Origin of the sequence: Halomonas sp. 11-S5 (assembly GCF_029889825.1) — a bacterium.
GTDB lineage: Bacteria > Pseudomonadota > Gammaproteobacteria > Pseudomonadales > Halomonadaceae > Halomonas.
In genome coordinates this window covers 77,502-100,194 of record NZ_JARANW010000003.1, presented here as the reverse complement: position 1 = coordinate 100,194, position 22,693 = coordinate 77,502, and the positions used below count along the sequence as shown (strand labels likewise).

21 protein-coding genes, 2 pseudogenes and 1 riboswitch are annotated in these 22,693 nt (G+C 64.1%); of the genes and pseudogenes, 9 read left to right on the top strand and 14 right to left on the bottom strand.

Annotated features, from left to right (window positions below):
• Positions 1-215: 215 nt before the first annotated feature.
• On the top strand, positions 216-1,133 hold the full coding sequence (locus OP497_RS03515; protein WP_280546561.1) for a MurR/RpiR family transcriptional regulator: 918 nt from the start codon (positions 216-218) through the stop codon (positions 1,131-1,133).
• A 178-nt stretch (positions 1,134-1,311) separates the two neighbouring features.
• On the opposite strand, the gene OP497_RS03510 is transcribed toward OP497_RS03515, so the two are convergent.
• Together OP497_RS03510 and OP497_RS03505 are read right to left on the bottom strand one after the other, a co-directional pair.
• A complete protein-coding gene (locus OP497_RS03510) occupies positions 1,312-2,289 on the bottom strand; it encodes an NADPH:quinone reductase (RefSeq protein ID WP_280546560.1) in 978 nt (325 codons plus the stop codon).
• A gap of 81 nt (positions 2,290-2,370) precedes the next feature.
• The gene (locus OP497_RS03505; protein WP_280546559.1) at positions 2,371-2,955 is read right to left on the bottom strand and encodes a hypothetical protein; all 585 of its coding nucleotides are present in this window, start codon (positions 2,953-2,955) and stop codon (positions 2,371-2,373) included.
• Positions 2,956-3,104: 149 nt separating this feature from the next.
• Between OP497_RS03505 and OP497_RS03500 the strand changes: the two genes are divergently transcribed.
• On the top strand, positions 3,105-3,857 hold the full coding sequence (locus tag OP497_RS03500; protein WP_280546557.1) for a glycerophosphodiester phosphodiesterase family protein: 753 nt from the start codon (positions 3,105-3,107) through the stop codon (positions 3,855-3,857).
• A gap of 19 nt (positions 3,858-3,876) precedes the next feature.
• Here OP497_RS03500 and OP497_RS03495 read toward each other — a convergent pair whose 3' ends face one another.
• From OP497_RS03495 to OP497_RS03480, 4 genes are all read right to left on the bottom strand, one after another.
• On the bottom strand, positions 3,877-4,644 hold the full coding sequence (locus OP497_RS03495) for an ABC transporter ATP-binding protein (RefSeq protein WP_280546556.1): 768 nt from the start codon (positions 4,642-4,644) through the stop codon (positions 3,877-3,879).
• On the bottom strand, positions 4,644-5,591 hold the full coding sequence (locus OP497_RS03490; RefSeq protein WP_280546765.1) for an iron ABC transporter permease: 948 nt from the start codon (positions 5,589-5,591) through the stop codon (positions 4,644-4,646). The genes OP497_RS03495 and OP497_RS03490 overlap by 1 nt, the downstream gene beginning before the upstream one ends.
• A gap of 64 nt (positions 5,592-5,655) precedes the next feature.
• On the bottom strand, positions 5,656-6,513 hold the full coding sequence (locus OP497_RS03485; protein WP_280546764.1) for a cobalamin-binding protein: 858 nt from the start codon (positions 6,511-6,513) through the stop codon (positions 5,656-5,658).
• Between the two features lie 49 nt (positions 6,514-6,562).
• Positions 6,563-8,392: a TonB-dependent receptor gene (locus OP497_RS03480; protein ID WP_280546555.1), complete on the bottom strand. Its 1,830-nt coding sequence runs from the start codon at positions 8,390-8,392 to the stop codon at positions 6,563-6,565.
• Between the two features lie 130 nt (positions 8,393-8,522).
• A riboswitch (cobalamin riboswitch) is annotated at positions 8,523-8,742 on the bottom strand.
• A gap of 131 nt (positions 8,743-8,873) precedes the next feature.
• Here OP497_RS03480 and OP497_RS03475 point away from each other — a divergent pair.
• Complete coding sequence (locus tag OP497_RS03475; RefSeq protein WP_280546553.1) at positions 8,874-9,962, top strand: PA0069 family radical SAM protein; 1,089 nt, start codon at positions 8,874-8,876, stop codon at positions 9,960-9,962.
• Between the two features lie 46 nt (positions 9,963-10,008).
• Here the strand turns inward: OP497_RS03475 and OP497_RS03470 are convergent, their stop codons facing one another.
• From OP497_RS03470 to OP497_RS03440, 7 genes are all read right to left on the bottom strand, one after another.
• Positions 10,009-11,007 carry a zinc-dependent alcohol dehydrogenase family protein gene (locus OP497_RS03470; RefSeq protein ID WP_280546552.1) on the bottom strand — a complete coding sequence of 333 codons (999 nt, stop codon included), beginning with the start codon at positions 11,005-11,007 and terminating at the stop codon, positions 10,009-10,011.
• Between the two features lie 53 nt (positions 11,008-11,060).
• Positions 11,061-11,912, bottom strand: a complete 852-nt coding sequence (locus OP497_RS03465) for a DUF2797 domain-containing protein (protein WP_280546551.1) — start codon at positions 11,910-11,912, stop codon at positions 11,061-11,063.
• The gene (locus OP497_RS03460; RefSeq protein WP_280546550.1) at positions 11,896-12,180 is read right to left on the bottom strand and encodes a DUF1315 family protein; all 285 of its coding nucleotides are present in this window, start codon (positions 12,178-12,180) and stop codon (positions 11,896-11,898) included. The genes OP497_RS03465 and OP497_RS03460 overlap by 17 nt, the downstream gene beginning before the upstream one ends.
• An 11-nt stretch (positions 12,181-12,191) precedes the next feature.
• Positions 12,192-13,043 (bottom strand): rhomboid family intramembrane serine protease, encoded by an 852-nt coding sequence (locus tag OP497_RS03455; protein ID WP_280546549.1) that lies wholly within the window; start codon positions 13,041-13,043, stop codon positions 12,192-12,194.
• Positions 13,044-13,221: 178 nt separating this feature from the next.
• Positions 13,222-14,220, bottom strand: a complete 999-nt coding sequence (locus tag OP497_RS03450) for a metallophosphoesterase (protein WP_280546763.1) — start codon at positions 14,218-14,220, stop codon at positions 13,222-13,224.
• A gap of 21 nt (positions 14,221-14,241) precedes the next feature.
• Positions 14,242-15,123: an NAD(+) kinase gene (locus tag OP497_RS03445; protein WP_280546548.1), complete on the bottom strand. Its 882-nt coding sequence runs from the start codon at positions 15,121-15,123 to the stop codon at positions 14,242-14,244.
• Between the two features lie 66 nt (positions 15,124-15,189).
• Positions 15,190-16,059, bottom strand: coding sequence for an EamA family transporter (locus OP497_RS03440; protein ID WP_280546546.1), 870 nt, complete (start codon positions 16,057-16,059; stop codon positions 15,190-15,192).
• Positions 16,060-16,231: 172 nt separating this feature from the next.
• Between OP497_RS03440 and OP497_RS03435 the strand changes: the two are divergent.
• Positions 16,232-17,289, top strand: a pseudogene (locus OP497_RS03435) (ISAs1 family transposase).
• Positions 17,290-17,314: 25 nt separating this feature from the next.
• Here OP497_RS03435 and OP497_RS03430 read toward each other — a convergent pair.
• Positions 17,315-17,548, bottom strand: a pseudogene (locus OP497_RS03430) (hypothetical protein); the annotation flags it as partial.
• 351 nt (positions 17,549-17,899) lie between these two features.
• Between OP497_RS03430 and OP497_RS03425 the strand changes: the two are divergent.
• The 5 genes from OP497_RS03425 to dmpG are packed head-to-tail and all read left to right on the top strand — an operon-like array spanning position 17,900 to position 22,686.
• The gene (locus tag OP497_RS03425) at positions 17,900-18,904 is read left to right on the top strand and encodes a TRAP transporter substrate-binding protein (protein ID WP_280546544.1); all 1,005 of its coding nucleotides are present in this window, start codon (positions 17,900-17,902) and stop codon (positions 18,902-18,904) included.
• Between the two features lie 47 nt (positions 18,905-18,951).
• Complete coding sequence (locus OP497_RS03420) at positions 18,952-19,434, top strand: TRAP transporter small permease (RefSeq protein WP_280546543.1); 483 nt, start codon at positions 18,952-18,954, stop codon at positions 19,432-19,434.
• Positions 19,431-20,714: a TRAP transporter large permease gene (locus OP497_RS03415; RefSeq protein ID WP_280546542.1), complete on the top strand. Its 1,284-nt coding sequence runs from the start codon at positions 19,431-19,433 to the stop codon at positions 20,712-20,714. The genes OP497_RS03420 and OP497_RS03415 overlap by 4 nt, the downstream gene beginning before the upstream one ends.
• A 16-nt stretch (positions 20,715-20,730) precedes the next feature.
• On the top strand, positions 20,731-21,642 hold the full coding sequence (locus tag OP497_RS03410) for an acetaldehyde dehydrogenase (acetylating) (RefSeq protein WP_280546540.1): 912 nt from the start codon (positions 20,731-20,733) through the stop codon (positions 21,640-21,642).
• Positions 21,643-21,657: 15 nt separating this feature from the next.
• The gene (gene dmpG / locus OP497_RS03405; protein ID WP_280546538.1) at positions 21,658-22,686 is read left to right on the top strand and encodes a 4-hydroxy-2-oxovalerate aldolase; all 1,029 of its coding nucleotides are present in this window, start codon (positions 21,658-21,660) and stop codon (positions 22,684-22,686) included.
• Positions 22,687-22,693: the final 7 nt, after the last annotated feature.

Here is a 22,693-nt window from a genome sequence, read left to right as displayed (position 1 = left end):
ACGATAGACGAAACAAACGTATCAGTCACCATGACAATGAGGCACGCCTGTTTTGCGGAAATCCTAGACGAAGGTCCCGACAGGCGTCAACACATATGTGCCATTATTTTTTGTCATGAGACACAGTCGTTTCATTCATACCGGTCCGCTTGCGGTACAATGCGCGCTTGCGCGATGGGCGGATGCCATCAACATGAACAGCTGAGGAGAACCGCGTGCTGGAACCGCAGACCCCGAGCCCGGATGCTGCGCTGGAGGCCCCGGCGGGACTGGATGCCGTCAACCAGCAGTTGGCCGAGGCCTATCCGGAACTGAGCCCGCAGCTCAAGCTGGCCGCCGGCTACGTGCTGGAACACCCGGTGGAGATCGCCTTCCAGTCGATCCGCAAGTCGGCTGCCGCCGCCGAGGTCACCCCCTCGACGCTGATGCGACTGGCCAAGCGGCTCGAGTTCGAGAGCTATGAGCAGTTTCGCGAGGTGTTCCAGTCGGCGGTACAGGCCGGCCCGGTGGAACTCTCGGGGCGGGCCAGCCAGCTGCGCAGCCTGGCCAGCCAGACCGACGATCAGGTGTTCCTGGACGTGGGAGACGCGGCCTTCGACAACATCGGCCGGCTGTTCACCGCCGACAACCAGAAGAAGGTCCGCGAGGCGGCCCGGCTACTGCTGGGCGCCGGCAAGGTGGCGGTGGTCGGCTTTCGCGACACATTCGCCTGCGCCTACCACTTCGCCTACGTGGGGCGCATCGCCATGCCCGACGTCCACCTCATCCGTGGACAGGAGGGGGGGCTGCTCACCGAGCTGGCCCCCTTCGGCGAGGGCGACGTGGTGATCGCCTTCGGCTTCGAGCCATACTGTGCCGAGACCATGCGCGCCCTGGAGATCACCCGCGCCAACGGCGTGAATGCCATCGTGGTCACCGACACCCTGCGCTCGCCGCTGGTCCCCGGCGCCAGCATCACCTTCCCGGTGGCCAACGCCACGCCGCACTTCTTCCCCTCGATCCTCTCGGCGATCACCCTGATCGAGGTGCTGCTGGCGGAGTGCGTGGCCTTCGGCCCCGACGACCTGGTCGACAACGTGGCACGCTTCGAGTCGCGGATGCGGGAGATGGGGGCCTATGTAGAGAACGGCTGAGCGCCGAGCGCCGAGCGCCGAGCGCCGCAAGTTGATGCCTCTACGCTAGCGGCGTCAACGAGAACCCCCGCCGGACTCGACATCCGGCGGGGGTTCTCGTTGTCTACCTCAACACCTGCCGCCCGTCACTGAGCAGCTGGGCGCTCGGCGCTTGCAGCTGGGCGCTGCCCGCAGGCCTTCAGGGCAGCAGGATGGTGGACCCGGTGGTCTGGCGCCCCTGGAGGGCCTCCTGGGCCTTGCCGGCCTCCGCCAGCGGGTAGCGCTGGGCGATATCGACCCTCACCTTGCCGCTCTCCAGCATCTCGAAGAGCTCGCCGGCCATCCACTCCAGCCGCTCGCGGGTGTCGGCATAGCCGTTGAGGCTTGGCCGGGTGACGAACAGCGACCCCTTCTGGTTGAGGATGCCGATGTTGACCCCCTCCACGGCGCCCGAGGCGTTGCCGAAGCTGACCATCAGCCCGCGCTTCTTCAGGCAGTCCAGCGAGGTCTCCCAGGTGTCCTTTCCCACCGAGTCATAGACCACGTCGCACATGGCGCCGCCAGTCAGCTCGCGCACCCGTTCGACGACGTCTTCGCGCGAATAGTCGATGGTCGCCCAGGCACCGTTACGCTCGGCCAGTGCTGCTTTCTCCGGCGAGCTCACGGTGCCGATCAGCTTCACGCCCAACGCCTTCGCCCACTGGCAGGCGATGGAGCCCACGCCCCCGGCAGCGGCGTGCCAGAGGATCGTCTCGCCGCCCTTGAGCTCGTGGGTCTGGCGCAGCAAGTACTGCACGGTCAGCCCCTTGAGCATGCTGGCGGCGGCGGTCTCGATGTCGATGGCGGCGGGCAGCGCGACCACCTTCTCCGCCGGTAGCACATGCTGCTCGGCATAGGCGCCCAGCGGCCCCTGGGCATAGGCGACCCGGTCCCCCGCCTTGAGATGGGTGACGCCCTCGCCCACTGCATCGACCACGCCGGCCCCTTCGGTGCCCAGGCCGGAGGGCAGCGACGGCGCCGGATAGAGGCCGGTGCGGAAGTAGATGTCGATGAAGTTGAGGCCGACGGCCTGGTTCCTGACGCGGACCTCACCGGGCGCCGGCTCGGCCGGGGCGACGTCGACGAGTTCAAGGACCTCGGGCCCGCCGGTACGGGCGAACTGGATGCGCTTGGCCATGGGAGTGCTTTCCTTGTGCTGCCTGCGGGATGGGCCCACCAGTCAAGCGCCGTGGCTGCCCAGGGTCAAGTCGCGCCGCGGTCAGAGCGTGGCGGGAAAGGTTTCCAGGCCGCGGATGAAGCGCGCCTTGTAGTCATCGAACTGCGGGCGGTCGCGCTTGAAGGACTGGATTACCGCCTCCTCGTCGAAGGTCAAGGCCCGAGGCAGGTCCTCGACAGACGTGGCCGGATGCTTGGGGCCCAGCCCGATCCGCACCCCGGCCTTGCCGTCCAGCCAGCGCGTGATCCCGGCGTCGCGAAAGCGAGCCACCTGCTCGGCGTCCACGGCATCGACCCGCAGGGGGGCCTTGAGCGCCAGCTCGGCGACCAGGCGCTCGGCCGGCCGCACCACGCCCTCCTGTTGCGGGTCCTGGTCAAGCTCGGCCAGCAGCATCACGGTCATGCTGCTGCCGAGCTCATCGAGCACGAGCAGGGCCAGCGCCACGGGATGCGACTGGTCATCCACCAGCGCCAGCACCCTGGCCGCCTCCTGTTTGACCAGCACCCCCAAGGTGCCGGCGAAGGTCGCCAGCGGCCGGAGACCCGCCTCCTGGCCATAGGCCTCGGCACACAGGCGAGCGAGGCAGGCCTCGCGCTGCCGGGGATTGTTGATATGCACGACTCTCATCTCACTGTCCTCGCATCGTCGAGTCCGGCACCATCACCGGCGTCGAAATCGCGCAGCCTACCATATCCAGTCCATGGCGGATGGCGATACGCTGTAGGCCGCTTCCTCGCCGCCAGTGGACGGCGCCTCGCTGACCAGGACGACCGTGCATGCCCCATCCCGACATCCCCCTGCCCCGCCTGATCGCCCATCGCGGCCTCTCCGCCCACGCTCCGGAGAACACGCTTTCCGCCGTGCGCGCCGCCCACACCGCGGGCGTCTCCTGGGTGGAGCTGGACGTGCAGCTGCTCGGCGACGGGACACCAGTGATCTGGCACGACGCCAACATCCGGCGCTGCTCCGATGGCCGCGGCCGACTGGCCAACCTGAACCTGGCCGCGGCCCGCCGGCTCGACGCGGGCAGCTGGTTCGGCGATGACTTCCTGGGCGAGCGCATGGCCACCCTCGAAGAGATGCTCATCCTGCTCGACGAGCTCGAGATGGGGGTGAACCTGGAGCTCAAGGTGAATCGCGGCCGGGACCCCCGGGCTCTGGTGGAAACCGCCCTGCCCGCGGTGATGGAGGCACTGCCACCGGCGCGGTGCCTGGTCTCCTCCTTCAACGACACCGCCCTGGCCCTTGCACGCGCGCTGGCCGGGCCCGAGACGCTTGCGCTGGGCGTGCTCTTCGAGGGCATCTCCCGCGACTGGCGGCGGCGTTGCGAACCGGTGCAGGCCTACAGCGTGCATGCCAACTGGAAGCGCCTCAAGCCGGCACGCGTTCGCGAGGTCGTCGCGGCGGGCTACCGGCTGCTCTGCTACACGGCCAACGATCCCACCGCCTTCGCCCCGCGCTGGCAATGGGGCGTCGAGGCGGTGATCAGCGACGACCCGGCGCGCTTCGCCGGCCACCTGCCCGCCTGAGCTGGCCCGGCGCCAGGCTTCAGGGAACGGCGACGAACACCCTCGAGCCCTCCACCTCGGCACTGGCCAGGCGCTGGCCATAGAGCCGTTCGAGGGCCGCGGGGACCAGCATGCTCTCCGCCGGGCCCCAGCAGGCCTCACCGTTCGGATAGAGCAACAGCAGGTGATCGCACCAGCGAGCGGCCAGGTTGAGGTCATGCAGGCACATCATCACGGCGCGGCCGCCGGCCGCCTGCTCGGCCAGCAGCCGCATCACCGCCACCTGGTGGTGAAGGTCCAGATGATTGGTGGGCTCGTCGGCGAGCCAGACGCCCGGATCCTGGGCCAGCAGAGTGGCGATCGCCAGCCGCTGGCGTTCACCACCCGAGAGCGTGGCCACCTGGCGACCGCCCAGCGCGGCCAGGTCGAGCCGCGCCAGGGCACGCTGGGCCAGTGCCAGGTCCTCGGCGGTTTCCATCCGCCACGGGGAAAGCCAGGGATGGCGGCCGATCAGGGCGCTCTCCTCCACCGTAGCGGGGAAGCCGTCGTGATGCTCCTGGAAGACCAGCCCCAGGCACTGGGCCCGTCGGCGGCGGCGCAGGCGCGTCAAGGGCACGCCATCCACCTCCACCCGGCCGACCCGCGGCGAGCGCAGTCCGGCCAGGGTATGCAGCAGGGTGGTCTTGCCCGCGCCATTGGGGCCGAGCACCCCCCACACCTGGCCCGGCAGCACGGCAAGGTCCAGGGGATCTCCCCCGTCGCGGCCCGGGATATCGATGACCAACCCGCGGGTCTCCAGGCGACTCATCAGCGGCTCCGATGCAGCAGGTAGAGGAAGGTCGGCACCCCGAGCAAGGCGGTGATCACCCCCACCGGCAACTGCTCGGGGGCGATCACCGTCCGCGCCAGGGTATCGGCCAGCACCAGCAGGGTGCCGCCGGCCAGGGCACAGGCGGGAAGGATCAGCCGCTGGTCGTTGCCCAGCACCAGGCGCAGCATGTGCGGCACCACCAGCCCCACGAAGCCGATGCTCCCCGCCGTCGTCACCGCCACGGCGGTGACCAGGCTCGCCAGCAGGTAGATCAGCCACTCCAGGCGCCGGACCGCCACGCCCAGGGCCGCGGCCTGCAGCCCGCCCCGGGCCAGCACGTTGAGGCTTCGCCCGAGGGGCACCACCAGCAGGCAGACCAGGGCCAGCAGGCCCAGCGCGACGCCGGGGCCCCGCGCATGGGCGAGGTCGCCCATCAGCCAGTAGAGCATGCCCGGCAGCTGCCGGGCCGGGCTGAGCGACAGGATCAGAGTGATCAAAGCCCCCCAGCCGGACGCGACGACCACCCCGGTGAGCAGCAGCCGCGAGGGGGTCCAGCTGCCGGTCCCATGGGCGAGGCCGAACACCAGCAGGGTCGCCGTCAGGGCGCCGGCAAAGGCCGATCCCGAGATCAGGGCACTGCCCAGCCCCGCCAGCATCGCCAGCAGGGCGCCCACCGCTGCGCCGCCGGAAAGCCCCAGCACATAGGGGTCCGCCAGCGGGTTGCGCAGCAACACCTGCATCAGGGCACCGGCCACTGCCAGCAGGCCGCCGGTGGCAAAGGCGGCCAGGGCCCGCGGCAGGCGCAGCTCAAGGATCAGGGTGCGTGACAGGACCTCGCCACCGCCCGCCAGCACGGCGAGGCTCTCCCCCAGGGATACATCGGCGCTGCCCAGGGCAACGGCGAGCACCAGGGCGGCCAGGGCGAGCGCGGCCAGCACGCCCAGGGGCAACGCCAGCTGGCCCGGCGTGAGGTGCCCGTGGGCCCTGGCACTTTGGCCTTGGCTCGGGTTAGCGCCGCCCACGGGCCACCTCCAGCCTGTCACAGAGCCGCCGGCTGCCCTCGAGCAGGCGCGGCGTGGGGCGCTGGAGCAGTGACGGGGGCACGAAGAAGAGGTTGTCACGGGCCACCGCCGTCAGCTCGGGAAAGCGCTGCCAGTATTCCAGCCAGCTGCGGTTCTCCTCCCCCCGCCCACCGGCGAGGATCACCTCGGGATCGGCCGCCAGCAGGGCCTCATCGTCGATGCGCGGTACCAGTCGCGACAGGCCGCCGAAGATGTTCACGCCGCCGCACAGCGTGATCGCCTTGCCGATCAGATGGTCGTCGTTGACGGTCATCAACGGCGCGTCCCACACCTGGTAGAACACAGGCACCGGAGGCGCGGCTGCATGGCGCGCCGCCAGCTCAGCGAGCCCCTGGCGAAAACGCTCGGCGGCCAGGCGTCCCTGCGCCTCGTTGCCGGCCAGACGCGCCAGCCGCTCGAGGGCCGAGGCGATGCCTTCGAAGTCCCGAGGCTCGATGCGGAACACCGGCACCCCCAGCCGCTCGAGGCGCTCCATCTGTTCGGCGGGATTGCCGGTGACCCAGCCGATCACCAGGTCCGGCTGCAGGACCACCAACCGCTCCAGGTCCAGGCGGGCATGACTGCCTACCGTGGGCAGCTCGCTGGCCTCGGGCGGATAGTCGCTGTGATCCACCACCGCCACCACCCGCTCCCCCGCCCCGGCGGCGAAAAGCAGCTCGGTGGCGCCGGGGGACAACGCGGCAATCCGCTCGGCGGGCGCCGCCAGGCAGACCTCGCGGTCGGTATCATCGATGGCGCAGACCTCATCGGCAGACGCCTGCCCGGCCAGGCCGCACAGCAGCACGAACCAGAGCCCAGGCCAGCCGAACAGACGGCGGGGCACTGACGAGGTCCTACTGGCCAAAGTGAACGCTGACAAAGGCCGCCCGGCCGGCATTGATGAAGTCCTTCACGGTCTCATACTCCTTGTCCAGGGCGTTATCGACTGTCAGACGGGCAGACCACATCGGCGCAAACTCCCAGCCGGCGCGCAGGTTGACGATGCCATAACCTGCTACACGCTCCTGGCTGAACCCATCGATCCGATCGCTTTGCGCAAGCCAGGATGCCCCAACATCGAAGTCAGAAATTGAGCGATCGATATCGACCCGAAAACTCCGCTTGGCTCTATTCGAAAGCCTTTCGCCAGAATCAGAGTCTTGAGCGTCCGTATAGGTAAGTGCGGCTTGCAATGTCCAACCGGCAAGATCGGTGCCAGCCGAGAGCTCAGCGCCTTTTATCTTCGCACTATCAATATTGTCGACCGAATTCCCAGCAGACACAATCAAGTCATCAACATCAGTCTGGTAAACGACGAAGTCCCAGAAGTGGTCGCTATATTGGCCACGAATACCAATCTCCGCGGTGTAGGATGACTCGGGCTTCAAGTCAGGATTACCCTCAAATGTATAGCCATAACCATAATCAGTGTAAGGAAAGTAAAGCTCGTTGAAACTTGGTGCTCGGAATGCCGTACCATAGCTAGCCCGAAGGGTATGATAAGTGTTCAGCTCATACCCCAAAGCCACACTTCCCGTCACCTCGTCACCGAATGCCTCGTTGCTGTCGTGTCGAAGGCTAGCCTGGAGCGAAAAAGGCGAAAAATCGAGAAGCCCTTGGGCGAATACTGCCGAATTATAACGACTCTCGACGTCGTAAGCCCCACTACCCGTATTGCTTCCGCCTACACTATCCTCTGTGTGCTCAGCGCCAACAATCAGTTCATGGGCACCAATATCAAAAGTATTCTTCCATCTAGCCGTTTGAGTCTTTGTAAGGTATGCATCGCTATAAGCAGCTGTTTCCTGCTCGTCTCTTGCATCGCTTAAGGTTAGACGGCTACGCCAATTTTCGGTTACGGGAACCTCACCGTAGATACCCGCCACCTGCTGGATATAATCCGTGCTCCCAGCTTCGATCTCTGTCTCACCTTTGCCCCGCAGGGCGAGCATGCCCACCTCGGCGCCGCCTTGCAGGGTATGCGAGAGCCGCACCAGGCCGGTGGTGTTGTCGTAGCCCTTGTCGTCGCCACCGCGGCGCACCGGTGCGCCCTCGGTATCGAAACGGCTCGCGGCGAAGTGGTAGCGGGTGCCGTCCTCGGCGCCGGAGAGGCTGGCACTGTATCGCTGGGTCTCGAAGGAGCCGCCGCCCACCGAAATACTCGGCATGGGCTCGCCCTCTTCCCCTTCCGGGGTAAACAACTGGACCACGCCGCCCACCGCATCGGCGCCGTAGAGGCTGCCACGCGGCCCGCGCACGATCTCGGCACGCGCGAACATCCGTGGATCGAGAAACTGCCAGGCAGCTCCTCCGGCTGTCGCTGAACGCAGGCGGATGCCATCGATCATAAGCAAACTTTGTTTGTTGGAAGTACCGCGGATATAGACGTTACTGACCTTGCCAAAGCTCCCGCTGGTGCTGACATCCACCCCGGGCTGGCCACGCAGCACATCGGTGATGCTGGCGGGATCCTGGCGGCGCAGGGTGGCCTCGTCGATCACGGTGACGGAGGAGAGGCTCTGGTCGGCGGTACGCGGCGACAGGGCGGCGGTCACGACCATCGGATTGAGCTCGACGGTGGGGGACGCCTGGTCGTCGCTGGTCGCCTGGGCGTGGACGGCCAGCGGAAGTGCGGCGAGGCCAACGGCGGCCAGGCCCTGGACGGCGTGGTGTCTACTTTTCATGGTGTGTCCCTTGCTCACCGTACTCACCCGCACGGCGTGATGGCGTGTTGAGTACCGAGGCGGCGAGGGATCGAGGAAGAAGGACAAACGGAAAAGTGGCGCCGGCCCTGCTTCGAGGTTGCCCACCGCAACTCGGCATGAACTCTCGGGCCGGTCTCCGGGCTGACGAGTGAGTGCCGGGCATGAAGCAGACCCGACGTCCCGAACGACCGCCTTCCCGTGCAGCAGCACAGTGGCGTGATGGCCGTTCTTTCCTCGATCACCGTTGCGGGGGCAGCGTCGGAATGAGTCACCGACTTCCCGTTTCACTGGCAGAAGCATCCACCAGCACCTGAGAGTGCGCGTAAGCTAGCAACCCTCCGATGAAGCGTCAACGCGCACCCTCGGGCGGATTGACCTGGCGCAGCCGATTTGCCGATGAGCTGACAGACCATCACTGTGCACATATACTGTTTATAAATACAGCAAACAGGCACCCCCGATGGTCCATCAGCCGAACCGCGACGGGGTGGCGCGCAAGGGCCGCGGCGCCACCTTCGACCCCCACAACCGCTTCGCCCCGACCACCAGCGAGCCGGTCGACGACGGCTGGTGGCAGGAGGAGTCGCCGACGAGCCTGGCCACCGAGGTGCGCGAGGAACGCACTCGCAGCGCGCTGTCCTGGAACAGCTCCCCCGACCTGCCCTTCGACCGCTCGATCAACCCCTATCGTGGCTGCGAGCATGGCTGCATCTACTGCTTCGCCAGGCCGAGCCATGCCTACTGGGATCTTTCGCCGGGTCTGGACTTCGAGACCCGGCTGATCGCCCGTACCGGGCTGGTCGAGCGACTGCGAGAAGAGCTGTGCAGGCCCGGCTACCAGTGCCGCTCCATCAATCTTGCCGGCAACACCGATGCCTACCAGCCCCTGGAAGCCCGCTACACCACCACCCACGCCATCCTGGCGCTGCTGCTCGAGTGCCGCCATCCGGTGACCCTGGTGACCAAGGGCGGGCTGATCCTGCGCGACCTCGACCTGCTGCGGGCCCTGGCCAGACAGCGCCTGGTGCGGGTGATGGTCAGCCTCACCAGCCTCGATACCGAGCTGAAGCGAACCCTGGAGCCGCGGGCCGCCTCCCCGTCCACGAGGCTCAGAGTGATCCGCACCCTGGCCGACGCCGGCATTCCGGTGGGTGCCCTGGTCTCGCCGGTGATTCCGGGGCTGACCGACCACGAGCTCGAACGCCTGCTCGAGGCCGCCGCGGACGCCGGAGCCACCACCGCCGGCTGGATGCTGCTGCGCCTGCCCCGGGAGGTCGCCCCGCTGTTCGAGTCGTGGCTTGAGACGCATTACCCCGAACGGGCCAGCAAGGTGATGAGCCTCATCCGCCAGTACCGCGGCGGCGCGGACTACGACTCGCGTTTCGGCAAGCGCATGCGCGGCGAGGGGGTGTTCGCGGAGCTGCTGGAGCAACGCTTCCGCAAGGCCTGCCGCCGCTTCGGCCTCAATGACCCGGCGGCCGAGGCGGCCCAGAGACTGGATACCTCGGCCTTCCGACCGCCCCATGCCCAGGGAGATCTGTTCGATTGACACCTCGAGAACAGACTCGGCGTGGGCCACCGGGTCAGGGAACGGTTCAGGGAATCAGCACCGCGGCCCCGGAGAGGCGCCCCTCGCGCAGATCCTCCAGTGCCTGGTTGGCCTGTTCCAGCGGGTAGGCCTGGGTCTCGGTGTTGATGGGCACCTCGGGCGCGAGCGTCAGAAACTCCTCGCCATCGCGGCGAGTCAGGTTGGCCACCGACTTCACCGAGCGCTCTTCCCAGAGCAGGCGGTAGGGAAAGGAAGGAATATCGGACATGTGGATGCCCCCGGAGACCACCGCCCCGCCGGGACGCACCGCGGCCAGTGCCGTGGGGATAAGCTCACCCACCGGAGCGAAGAGCAGGGCGGCGTCCAGGCGCTCGGGCGGGGCCTCGTCGCTGCCGCCGGCCCAGACGGCACCCAGGCGACGGGCAAACGCCTGGGCCTGGGTGTCCCCGGGGCGCGTGAAGGCATAGACCGCTTGCCCCCGGGCGACGGCGAGCTGGGCGAGGATGTGTGCCGCGGCACCGAAGCCATAGATGCCGAGCCGGCGGTTCGCCTCGCCACCGGCCAGCCGCCAGGTGCGATAGCCGATCAGGCCGGCACACAGCAGCGGGGCGGCGGCCTGGGCATCCTCGACATCCAGGGGAAAGCAGTAGCGGGCATCGGCCACGCAGTACTCCGCGTAACCACCATCGCGGGTGTAGCCGGTGAACTCGGCCCGCTCGCAGAGGTTCTCGCGACCGGCCCGGCAGGGCTCGCACTCGCCGCAGGTCCAGCCCAGCCAGGGCACCCCGACCCGCGTTCCCGGGGCCGGCGCCTGGACGCCCTCCCCCAGCGCCGTCACCTCACCGACGATCTCGTGGCCCGGGATCAGCGGCAGGCGGGGCTCGGTGAGATCGCCATCGAGGACATGAAGGTCGGTCCGGCAGACCCCGCAGGCCAGCACGCGCACCTCGACCTCACCGGGCCCGGGCACGGGGCGCGCGACCCGCTCCAGTTCGAGTGGCCTGCCCGGGGCATGCAGGCACATGGCACGCATGGACTCGCTCATCGGTTGCTCTCCTGCAGAAAAATGCCTGGGGTACCAGAAGCATAGCGCAGGGATCAGGCGGCGACCTTGACCTCGTAGCCGGTGAACTTGCGCAGGTTGATCACGCCACTGTCGAGAATCAGGTACTGGCCCTTGATGCCCAGCAGGATGCCGGCCACCACAGGATTCTTGTCGAGATTGTGGGAGACCACCTTGGCGGGAAACGCCAGCACCGGATAGTCGAAGCTCAGCGGCGCCTCGTCGAGGAGGCGGATGGCGTCGGCCCCGAAGCGTTCGCGCAGGTTGGCCAGGCCAGCCTCCAGGCGCGCCAGCAGGCGGTCCCGCTCGGCCACCAGGTCAAGGGCCAGGGTGTCGCCCTTGAGCATGGCCCGCCAGTTGGTGCGGTCGGAGACTTCCTCCTTGAACAGCACCTCCACGAACCCCGACTGCTGGCGGGTGTCCACCTCGAGAATCGGCAGCGCCTGCACGGCGCCCTGATCGAGCCAGCGGGTCGGCATCTGGCTTGAGCGGGTGATGCCCACCTTGAGGCCCGAGGCGTTGGCCAGATAGACCACATGGGGCTGGAAGCAGTGACGCTCGCCCCAATCGGGCTCGCGACAGGTGCCCTCGAAGAAATGGCAGAGCTCCGGCTTCATGATGCAGGTGTCGCATTGGGCGAGCCGCTTGAAACACGGGTAGCAGTGGCCCTGGGCGAAGCTCTTCCGGGTGGCCCGGCCACAGTGCGTGCAGGCGATGGCCCCGGTCCATTCCAGCCGCAAGGGCTTGCCGAGACAGGCATTGAGGTCGATTCTCGCCTCGCCGGCGCGCAGCATGTAGCGGGCCGGAGTCCCTGGTTCGACAGCCATCTTGTTCAGGCAACCCTGAACCACCGTGGCAGTATCGATCGGCTCAGTCACGGCTGGCATCCCGGGCCAGGCCGGCCCGTTCGGGGGGCACGTCAACCCCGCTGCTGGCGCTGCCGCAGGTGCGTCGCTGCAGGTAGCCGACCCGCTGTTCCTCGGGCACCTGGTTCTCCGCCTCATAGCGCATCACCGCCTCGAGGCACAGCTCGGTCTGCTCGGCCGTCAGCATCCGGCCATCCGGCCACTTGCGCAGCGATACGGCCCGCTTGAGGCTCTCGTAGATGGAGGGGGTCATCTGCTGGATCATGCGATCGAAGGACATCTCGCTCATGACGGGGTCTCTCAGGATTGACGGCGGGCGCGGCCGGAATGATACCAGCCCAGCGCCAGGCCCACGACCAGCCCGCCCAGGTGCGCCTCGTTGGCCACGTTGCCGAACCCGACCATGGCGGCCATGTCAGTCATTGCGAAGACCAGCCAGCCGAGCATGAAGACCACCAGCATCTGGGGCACGAAGAAGCCGCTGCGCGGCGCGCGGCGCGACATCAGCCAGACATAGGCCAGCAGCGCGAAATCGACGCCGGACATGCCGCCGAACAGCACGGTCCCCGCGGCGTACTGGGCCAGGTTGGCGCCGATGCCGGCGACGAGCAACAGCGTCAACATCCGCCTGCTGCCCTGCAGCGCCTCCACCTGGCGACCGAAGTACCAGAGCCACAGCATGTTGAAGATCAGGTGCATCCAGCCGAAGTGCAGGAAGGCCGGTGACAGCAGCCGCCATACCTGGCCCGAGGCGAGCGCCTCACCGAGGTTGCCGAAGGCCAGGCCGCCATTGGCCACGACCACCGGCACGACGGTCAGCGCCGCGACCACCCGGTCGCCGAGTACCCCCATGGCGGCGAAGACCATCAGGCACAGCACCAGCGCGAGGGACGTCACCGGCACCTGGCGAAAGGGGCCGAGCAGCTCGCCGGGCGAGCGCCTCGCGGCCGGCGTTTGTTCGGGCATCAGCGGCTCGCCCTGCCGCCAGTGCTCTAGCAGCCTGAGCATCGCCTCGTGCTGCTCGGGGTCGACCAGCCACAGCACCTGCCCCTCGCTCTCCTCGGTGACGCGGTGGCCGATGCGATGGGCCCACAGGGCACGCCGCAGCTCACGGGTGTCGACATCGTGGGGCAGCAGGATTACCCGGTACATGGCCTCTCCAGCAGGTGACGAGCCCGGCGTGACGGCGCGTGCAGGCCACGCAAAGAAAAAGTCCGGCGGAGGGGGCCGCCGGACAAGAGCAAGGGATCATTCAAGGGAACACCTACTCTGATGGCGTGGGTGGGCGAGAGTTCAGCCCGATGACATGACTTTCTTGTAACGAATTGTATCAATCGAAATCGATCTCCCAGGGCTGCGGCCGGGCCTCTTCCTCGCGAGGCACGCGGACCCACACGAAGTGATTGGCATCGAGGGTCGACTCACCGCTCCAGCGGTAGGCCACCAGGCGACCAAACTTGACCGCGCTGTAGTCCAGGCAGGCGACGTTGGCGGCAGGCAGGGCCGGGATACCTTCGCACCAGTAGTGGCCGATGAACAGCGGCGGCTGCTCGGGCCCATAGTAGCTCAATCGGGCGCGCTCCTCGGCGGAGAGCTCGCGACGCTCCAGGTCATCGGGCAGGTTGTCCGGCTGGAAGATGACGTCGCCCCAGGTCTGCGGTTGCCGGGCCCAGAAGTGGGCACGGAAGCTGCGCCGGGTGAAGCCGTCACCCGACTGGATCTCCACGCCCTCCGGCAGGGGCACATGGGTGCCACGCGTCAGGCGGTCGAGGATACGGAACTCCAGGGTCCCCGGCACCACCGAGGCGGCCAGGAACGCCTCATCGATGCGGCCGTCGGGATGCTCGCGGCGCAGCGCCTCCACCAGCGGCGGGTCCCAGCAGGCATGCACCACCCGCAGGCCGTCGAGTTCGAGACACAGGGGAATGTCCAGGAACCAGGCGAGCGCCTCCTCCCACTCCTCGGGATGGTCGCGGTACTGCTCCAGGGTCTCCTGGATGATGCGATTGTGGCGCGGCGTGTGCTCGCGCAGCCACTCGCGCCCCAGGCCGCCCGGGGCTCGATGGCAGTAGGCCAGGGCATTGACCTCGTGGTTGCCCATGACGATGTGGGCCTCCCCCTCCTCGACCATCCGCCGGGCGATGCTGACCGCCAGGCGGATGCGCGGCCCCCGGTCGATCAGGTCACCGAGGAAGATCACCTTGCGGCGCGGATGGCGATAGACGCCGCCACGTCGATGGTAGCCAAGCCGCTCGAGCAGTGAGCCCAGGGTCGCACCGCAGCCGTGGACATCGCCGATCAGGTCGTAGCCTTCGAGGCCACCTTGCATGCTCACGTCGCTCTCCTCACCTCAGTCCCCCAGGCGATTGCTCCAGCCCAGCTTGCTGCGCAGGACCTCGTAGAAGTTGTGGCCCAGCGGATGGACCAGCTGCACCCGCCGGGGCTTGCGCCGGATCACCAGCACATCATCGGGCTTGGCCACCGCGCGGGTCTGGCCATCGCAGCTGATATGCGGATAGGTCTGGTTGGTCTCGCCGATATGGATGCGGATCTCGCTGGCGGCATCGATGGCGATGGGGCGGCTCGACAGGGTATGCGGGAACATCGGCACCAGGGTGATGACATCGAGCTTGGGATGCATGATCGGCCCGCCGCCGGAGAGCGCATAGGCCGTGGAGCCGGTGGGCGTGGCGATGATCAGGCCGTCGCTGCGCTGGCTGTAGACGAACTGGTCGTCGATGAACAGCTCGAACTCGATCATGCGCACCGCCTTCCCCGGATGCAGCACGACCTCGTTGAGGGCATCACCATTGCCGACCTGGACGTCGCCCCGGTAGAGCTCGGCATCCAGCAGAAAGCGCTCCTCGAGCTCATAGCGGCCCTCGAGCACCTCGCCGACACGCGCCTCGATCTCGTCGGGCGAGATGTCGGTGAGAAAGCCCAGGCGACCGCGGTTGACGCCCAGCACCAGGGTGCCGCTGTGGCAGAGGGTACGGGCGGCGCCGAGCAGGCTGCCGTCGCCACCGACCACGATCACCAGGTCGCAGAGCTCGCCGAGCAGGCGTCGACTGGCCTCGGGATGGCCATGGTCAAGCAGTACCGTGGCGGTCCTGTCCTCGATGATGACATGATAGCCACCGGCGTCGAGGAAGCGGATCAGGCGCTTGAGGGTGTCGACCACATTGGCACTGCCCAGGCGACCGATCAGACCGATGTTCTTGAAGGTTGGCATGCGCAGGCCTCTCGCTTCGCGGCCGCTCAGTATGGCGACTGGCCACGAGGCGGGCAAACGCGTTGGTCAGGCTGCCTTGAGGCTGCGGCGCTTCAGCCACCACTCGTTGAGCGCCAGCGAGCCGACGATGATGGCCCCCCCCAGTCCCAGGCGCGCGAGGTCGGCATCGCGGTTCCAGATCACCAGGTTGACCAGCAGGCCGGCGGGGATCAGGGCATTGTTCATGATCGCCAGGGCTCCGGCATCGACCCGGGTGGCCCCCAGGTTCCACAGGAAGTAGCCCAGGCCCGAGGCCACCAGCCCCAGCCACAGCAGCACGCCCCACTGGACCCCGGAAGCCGGCAGTGCCGCGGCATTGCCCAGCAGCGCGAAGGCAGGCACGGCCACCGCCAGCGCGCCGAGGTAGAACCATCCGAACACACTGTGACGGGGCAGCGAGGCGGGCAGGCCCGCCGATAGGCGCCGATAGCCCACCTGCCCCAGGGCGAAGCAGAGGTTGGCCCCCTGGACCACCAGGAAGCCCACCCAGAAACCGCTGTCGAGGCCCTGGTAGCGGATTATCGCCGCACCCAACACCGCCAGCGACGCGGTCACCAGATAGAAAGGTGTGAAGCGCCCGAAGAGGGCGTCGTCGAGCAGGGCGATGTAGATCGGTGTGAAGATGGTGAACAGCAGTACCTCCGGCACCGAGAGCAGCAGGAAGGACTGGTAGAAGAAGATATACATCACGCCCAGCTGCACCGCCCCCAGCCCCATCAGCGCGAGCCGCTGGCGGCCGCGCAATAGCGAGGGGCGCAGGAAGGGCAGGAAGACCAGCGTCGCCAAACCGATCCGCATCAGGACCGCGAAGTAGCTGTCCACCTGGCCAGCCAGGTAGACGCCGATCAACGAGAACGAGAACGCCCAGAGGGCGGTGACACCGACGAGAAGGCCCAAGGTCAACTCCTGCTGATTAGTGAGTTGACACCGATTATACCCGGCGTGGGCGCAGAACAAAGCCCACCGGCGTGATACGGCTGGGCAATCGCACGACGAGATTCGTTCGCAATTGGCAATTGCTTCATAAAGAATGATTCGATATAGCTGGGGTATTTGAGCGAAGGATGCGTTGCCCCAGACTGGCGTGCCAATCCTGGATATCTTCGCCACCGTTACCGATCCGCGTCATCCCAGCAAGGTGCAGCACCCCTTGCCCGACTTGCTCACCGTTGCCGTCTGCGGGGTCCTCGTGAGCGCCGACACCTTTGAGGAGATCGAACTCTGGGCCAAGGAGAAGCTCCCCTGGCTCCGCCAGTACCTCGCTTTGCCCAAAATGGGGTCCCCTCGCATGACACCTTCGCCCGGCTCTTCGGCCTGATGGACCCGCACGCGTTTGAAGCCGCTTTCCGCCGCTGAGTAGAAGGCGTCTTGCCCAGCGTCTCGCCACAGGTCGTTGCGCTGGATGGCAAGACCAGCCGACGGTCGGCCAAGGCCTGCCAGGCACCCTTGCACCTCGTCAGCGCTTTTGCCGCTGATGCGCACGTCATTCTCGGCCAACAGGCGACCGCCACCACGTCGAACGAGAAGACCGCCATTCCGGACCTGCTGGTCACCCTGGCACTGGAAGATTGCATTGTCACCATTGATGCCATGGGCACCCAGCCTTCGATTGCCCAGGCGATCCGCGACCGTCGGCCCGACTATGTACTGGCCGTCAAGGAGAACCAACACCAGCTCAAGGAGGAGGTCAGCAAGGCGCATGGCCGCCTGGAGACACGACGCTGCTACGTGTTCGATGCGCTGGACTGCCTGCCGAAGCCGGCTCGCTGGCCGGACCTGCGCTGCTTCGCCGTCATCGAGTCAACACGCGAAAGACAAGGCAAGACGGAACATCAGCGCCGTTACTACCTCAGTAGTCTGGAGCCGAATCCCGACCAGCTGGCCAAGGCGGTTCGACAGCATTGGCGCATCGAGAACCCGGTGCACTGGTGCCTGAACGTGACCTTTGCCGATGACCCGATGCGGGCACGAACGGCGTACGCTGGGCATAACCTGGCGATTCTCAAGCGGTTGACACTTAACCTGATTCGCCTGGATCCGGTAACACGCAAGGGAAGCTTCAAGACCAAGCGAATCACTGCGGCCAGCTCAGATGAATATCGCGCTCATCTACTTGGCCTGGAATGAGAAGCCTTCTCTACGTGCGATTGCTCTATTCTAACCGCTGATCGTGTTGAACAAGCGGATCTTCCTGGTCCGGATTCAGCCAGACCGTCCGACGCGCCGACCAGTTGCGGGTGGCGCCGCTCCAGCGAGCAGGGTTAGACGCACACGCTGCCTGATTGATGGCATGCTGCTTGGCCAGCACCTCGGTATCCTCTCCGGCATGCCGCTGTGCCGGTGTCACGAAGCGAATCCCGCTGTGGCGGTGCTCATGGTTGTACCACTAGGCGCACCACGATCTGCTCAAGTGGCAGACTAGTGGACTCGGGGCGGTGGCACACGTCGGGATCTCCTGCTCTTCGGCTGGTGTCAGCGCGTTCGCGGGCACCGGCAGGTCGACCATAGGGCGTTGGTCATCGTGCAACCAACTGTGGGCTGCACCCGCAGCGGGCAATTTGGCCAGCTAATGTTCGCTGCTAATCCAGAAGATGCCGAATCTTCCACATAATGAAATATTCATTCGCTATTTGACAGATTTTTATTTTTCCCTTACTGTTATACTTCGTCAATCAAAGCTTCAACACTCTTGGCGCATTGACAAGAACAACGGCAATGATAACCAAACGGGGTAAGCATGAAAAATTTGTTACAAATTAGCAGTAAACTTGTCTTGGCCGGCGCGCTGGCTACCACTTTTACCTTCAGCCAAGTACAGGCTGCGCCTGAATTGACCATCAAGGCTGCCCACGCTGCCTCCACCACCAATACCGGCCACCTAGCGCTGGAATATATGGACAAGGAACTCCGCGAACGCACCGATGGTGCCATTGGGTTGGAAATTTTTCCCAACGGCCAGCTCGGCGGTGAACGTGAACTAATCGAGAGTATTCAGCTGGGCAACATCGACATGGTGTTTGTGTCCTCCGCGCCACTGGCCAGCTTCAACAAGAAGTTTTTCGCCCTGGACATGCCGTTTCTATTCCAGGATCGCGAGTCAGTCTACAAAGTGCTTGATGGTAATATAGGTGAGGAATTGCTGAGCAGTCTGGATAACGTCGGCATGGTTGGTTTGGGTTATTGGGAAAACGGTTTCCGCCAGCTCACCAACAACCGTCAAGTTGTTCACACTGCCGAAGACGTGAAGGGTCTGGATATGCGCACAATGGAAAACCAGATCCACCTGATGACCTGGCGCGAGCTGGGCACCAACCCCGCACCACTGGCCTTCAACGAGCTCTACACCGCACTACAACAAGGCACTTTCGAAGCCCAAGAAGGACCCATCAACCTGTTCCGGGACATGCGTTTTGATGAGGTACAGAAGTACATCAGTAAAACCAACCACATTTACTCCCCATTCGTGGTTTTGATGAACCCGGAAGTGCAACACCAGATGAGTGACGATCAGCAAGAGATCTTCCGCCAAGTATTTCAAGATACCAAAGCCTACCAGCGCGGTCTGGCCCAGAAAGCCGACGAGGCGGCAGAAATCGAACTGGAAGAAAAGGGCGTAACCATCACTACCCTGACACCGGAAGAGCTCAAGACCTTCTCATCACAAATGCAGCCGGTCTACGACCGCATCAAAGAAATTGTTGGTTCTGACTTTGCCAACCGCGTGATCGAGGCAGCTCAATAATCGCACCACCGGGCAGGTCCTGTGCCTGCCCGGGAAGAGGCCTCGCCATGAAGTTCCTTGACAAATACTTTGAAGAAATCCTGTTGGTTACCCTGATCAGCGCCATGTCTGCCCTGATTATCGCGCAGATTTTCATGCGTTTTGTTATCGGTTCGTCCATCACTTGGTCGGAAGAACTCGCTCGGTACCTATTTATTTGGATGACTTGGATTGGTACCAGCTATGCCGTGAAGAAACACGCACACATCCGGGTAACCGCATTTTCACAAAAGTTCCCGCTGCGCTTTAGCCACCACTTCAACATCCTGGTTTACATAGTATTTCTAGTATTCTGCGGCTTGGTTATCAAGGAAGGCATTGCCCTGACAGAGAAAATCTTCCGCTTCAACCAGCAATCCGCGTCCCTCAGGGTGCCCATGGGGTATGTCTATATCGCCCCTGTATTCGGACTGGCGTTGACCGCCCTGCGGTTACTACAGGCTATCTATCAGGAGATCCGCGCCATCCACCGTGGAGGTACAACCGCATGACCGCCCTGATCCTGTTTGGCTTGTTCGGTCTATTTTTGTTGCTGAGCGTCCCCATAGCCATCGCCCTGGGTCTGGCCTCCAGCGCCGCACTGTTATTCAGCGGTAAAGTCAGCTCAAGTTACGTCGCCCAGGGACTAGTGACCTCGATCGACTCGTTCCCACTGATGGCGGTGCCCTTCTTTATCCTGGCCGGCAACCTGATGAGCCACGGCGGCTTGTCCGAGCGCCTGCTGGCCGTGGGCAAGATTCTGTTCGGTCGGTTTAATGGCGGCATGGCGGTGATCGCAGTGGTTACCTGCATGTTCTTTGGTGCCATTTCAGGCTCCGGGCCTGCCACGGTAGCCGCGGTAGGTGCCATTCTGCTGCCAGCAATGACCCGGAACGGTTATCAACCAGCATTTTCCAGCGGCCTGATTGCCTCCGCCGGCGGCCTTGGCATTGTCATTCCTCCTAGCATTCCGATGGTGATCTATGCCTCATCAGCTAACGTATCAGTAACCTCCTTGTTCCTGGCAGGCATTATTCCAGGCCTGATTATCGGCCTGTTTCTGATCGGTTATGCCTGGTTTGTAAGCCGGCGTGAAGGTGTGGATCTAAAAGAGCCTGGTCCCAGTATGACGGAAGCCCTCGCCACAGTATGGGATGCCAAATGGGCTTTGCTGGTGCCTGTCATCATTCTCGGCGGCATATACGGCGGCGTTTTTACCCCCACCGAAGCCGCTGCGGTAGCGGTGTTCTATGGTCTGATTGTCGGTCTGTTGCTGTATCGGGAACTGACCCTCAAATCTCTATACCACATCCTGGCGGACTCTGCCTTGGTGACCGCCACCATTATGATCATCGTAGGCGCTGCCACCATCTTTGGGCGGGTGCTGACCATCGAACGCATTCCGATCCAGCTAACTGAATGGGTTGTAGAAATTATCAGTGATCCGCTGATACTATTGCTGCTGATCAACATCCTGCTGCTGATCATCGGCACCTTCATGGAAACCCTCGCAGCGATCATCATTCTGACTCCGATTCTGTTGCCCATCGCCAATAGCATCGGCGTCGATCCGATTCATTTCGGCATTATCATGATCGTAAACCTAGCGATCGGCATGATCACTCCGCCAGTGGGCGTCAACCTCTTTGTCGCCTCACGGGTGGCATCGTTGTCGCTTGAGAAAGTCATGCACAGCGCTATTCCTTTCCTGATTGTGATGCTGGCTGCATTGCTGTTAATCACCTACGTGCCCGCCATTTCCCTGGGCCTTGGTAACCTGATAAATAGCTGAAAGGCGAGAGATAGATATGAGTAAAAAACTGAAAGCAATCATCATTGGCCCCGGAAATATCGGCACCGACTTGCTGATGAAAATGCAACGGTCCGAGTGGATTGAGCCCGTGTGGATGGTGGGTATTGACCCTGAATCAGAAGGCCTCAAGTGCGCAGCTGAAATGGGTATCAAGACCTGCGCCACTGGCGTGGAAGGCATGCTCGAACATGTGATTGAAGACGACATCCGCATTGCTTTTGATGCCACCTCAGCCTATGTCCATGCTGAAAACAGCCGTAAGCTGAACGAGCTGGGCGTCATCATGGTGGATCTCACGCCCGCCGCCATCGGCCCTTTCTGTGTCCCGCCGGTAAACCTGGCGGACCATGCCCGTAATTTGGAAATGAACGTCAACATGGTGACCTGCGGTGGCCAGGCCACCATACCTATGGTTGCGGCGGTGTCCCGGATACAACCGGTCGACTACGGTGAGATTATTGCCACTGTGTCGAGCCGCTCTGTCGGCCCGGGCACCCGTAAGAACATCGACGAATTTACCCGTACCACCGCTGGAGCCGTGGAGAAAGTCGGCGGAGCCAAAGAAGGTAAGGCCATCATTATCATCAACCCGGCTGAGCCTCCCTTGATCATGCGCGACACAGTGCACTGTCTTACCGAAAGTCAACCAGACCAGGATGCCATTACCGAATCAGTCCATACGATGGTGAAAGAAGTTCAGCAGTATGTTCCCGGGTACCGCCTGGTCAATGGCCCGGTCTTCGACGGCAACCGGGTATCCATGTTCATGGAGGTGGAAGGATTGGGCGATTTCCTACCCAAGTACGCCGGTAACCTCGACATCATGACCGCAGCGGGCCTGCGGACAGCAGAAATGTTTGCCAAAGAAGCCCATAGCGGCGTCATTTCATTACCCGATCGCCGCTAAGCAGGAGATATCCCAATGAATCTTAAAGGTAAAAAAGTCATACTGCACGACATGAGCCTGCGCGATGGCATGCACGCCAAGCGCCACCAAATCAGCTTGGAACAGATGGTAGATATCGCCACCGGTATGGACGAGGCCGGCATGCCATTGATTGAGGTCACCCATGGAGATGGCCTTGGTGGGCGCTCAGTGAACTACGGGTTCCCCGCCCACAGCGATGAGGAATACCTCAACGCCGTGATCCCGAAAATGAAGAACGCTAAAGTATCGGCGCTTCTTATACCCGGGATTGGCACCGTCGATCACCTGAAAATGGCCCGGGACTGCGAAGTTTCCACAATTCGTGTGGCCACTCACTGCACCGAAGCCGATGTCTCCGAACAGCACATAGGCATGGCCCGAGACATGGGCATGGACACTGTCGGCTTCCTGATGATGGCGCACATGATCAGCCCGGAGAACATTCTGGAGCAGGCCAAACTGATGGTATCCTTTGGCGCCAACTGCATCTACGCCACTGACTCCGCCGGCTACATGCTGCCGGACGACGTTACCGACCGCATTGGCCTGCTGCGTAAAGAACTACCTGCCGAGGTGGAGGTCGGCTTCCACGGCCACCACAATTTAGGCATGGGCATTGCCAACTCGCTAGCAGCCATTGAGGCCGGCGCCACCCGGATTGACGGGTCAGTTGCGGGCCTAGGTGCCGGTGCCGGTAATACGCCGCTGGAAGTTTTCTGTGCGGTGCTTGACCGCATGGGTGTAGAAACCGGGGTGGATCTGTACAAGATCATGGATGTAGCCGAAGACTGTGTGGTGCCGATGATGGACCAGCCGATCCGGGTTGATCGTGACGCGCTGACCTTGGGTTATGCCGGAGTCTATTCTTCGTTCCTGCTATTTGCCCAGCGTGCCGGCAAGAAATACGGCGTGTCTGCCCGTGACATCCTCGTGGAACTGGGCCGCCGCGGCACCGTCGGTGGCCAGGAAGACATGATTGAGGATCTGGCACTGACTATGGCCAAGAACCGTCAGTCCAGCTGAAACCACG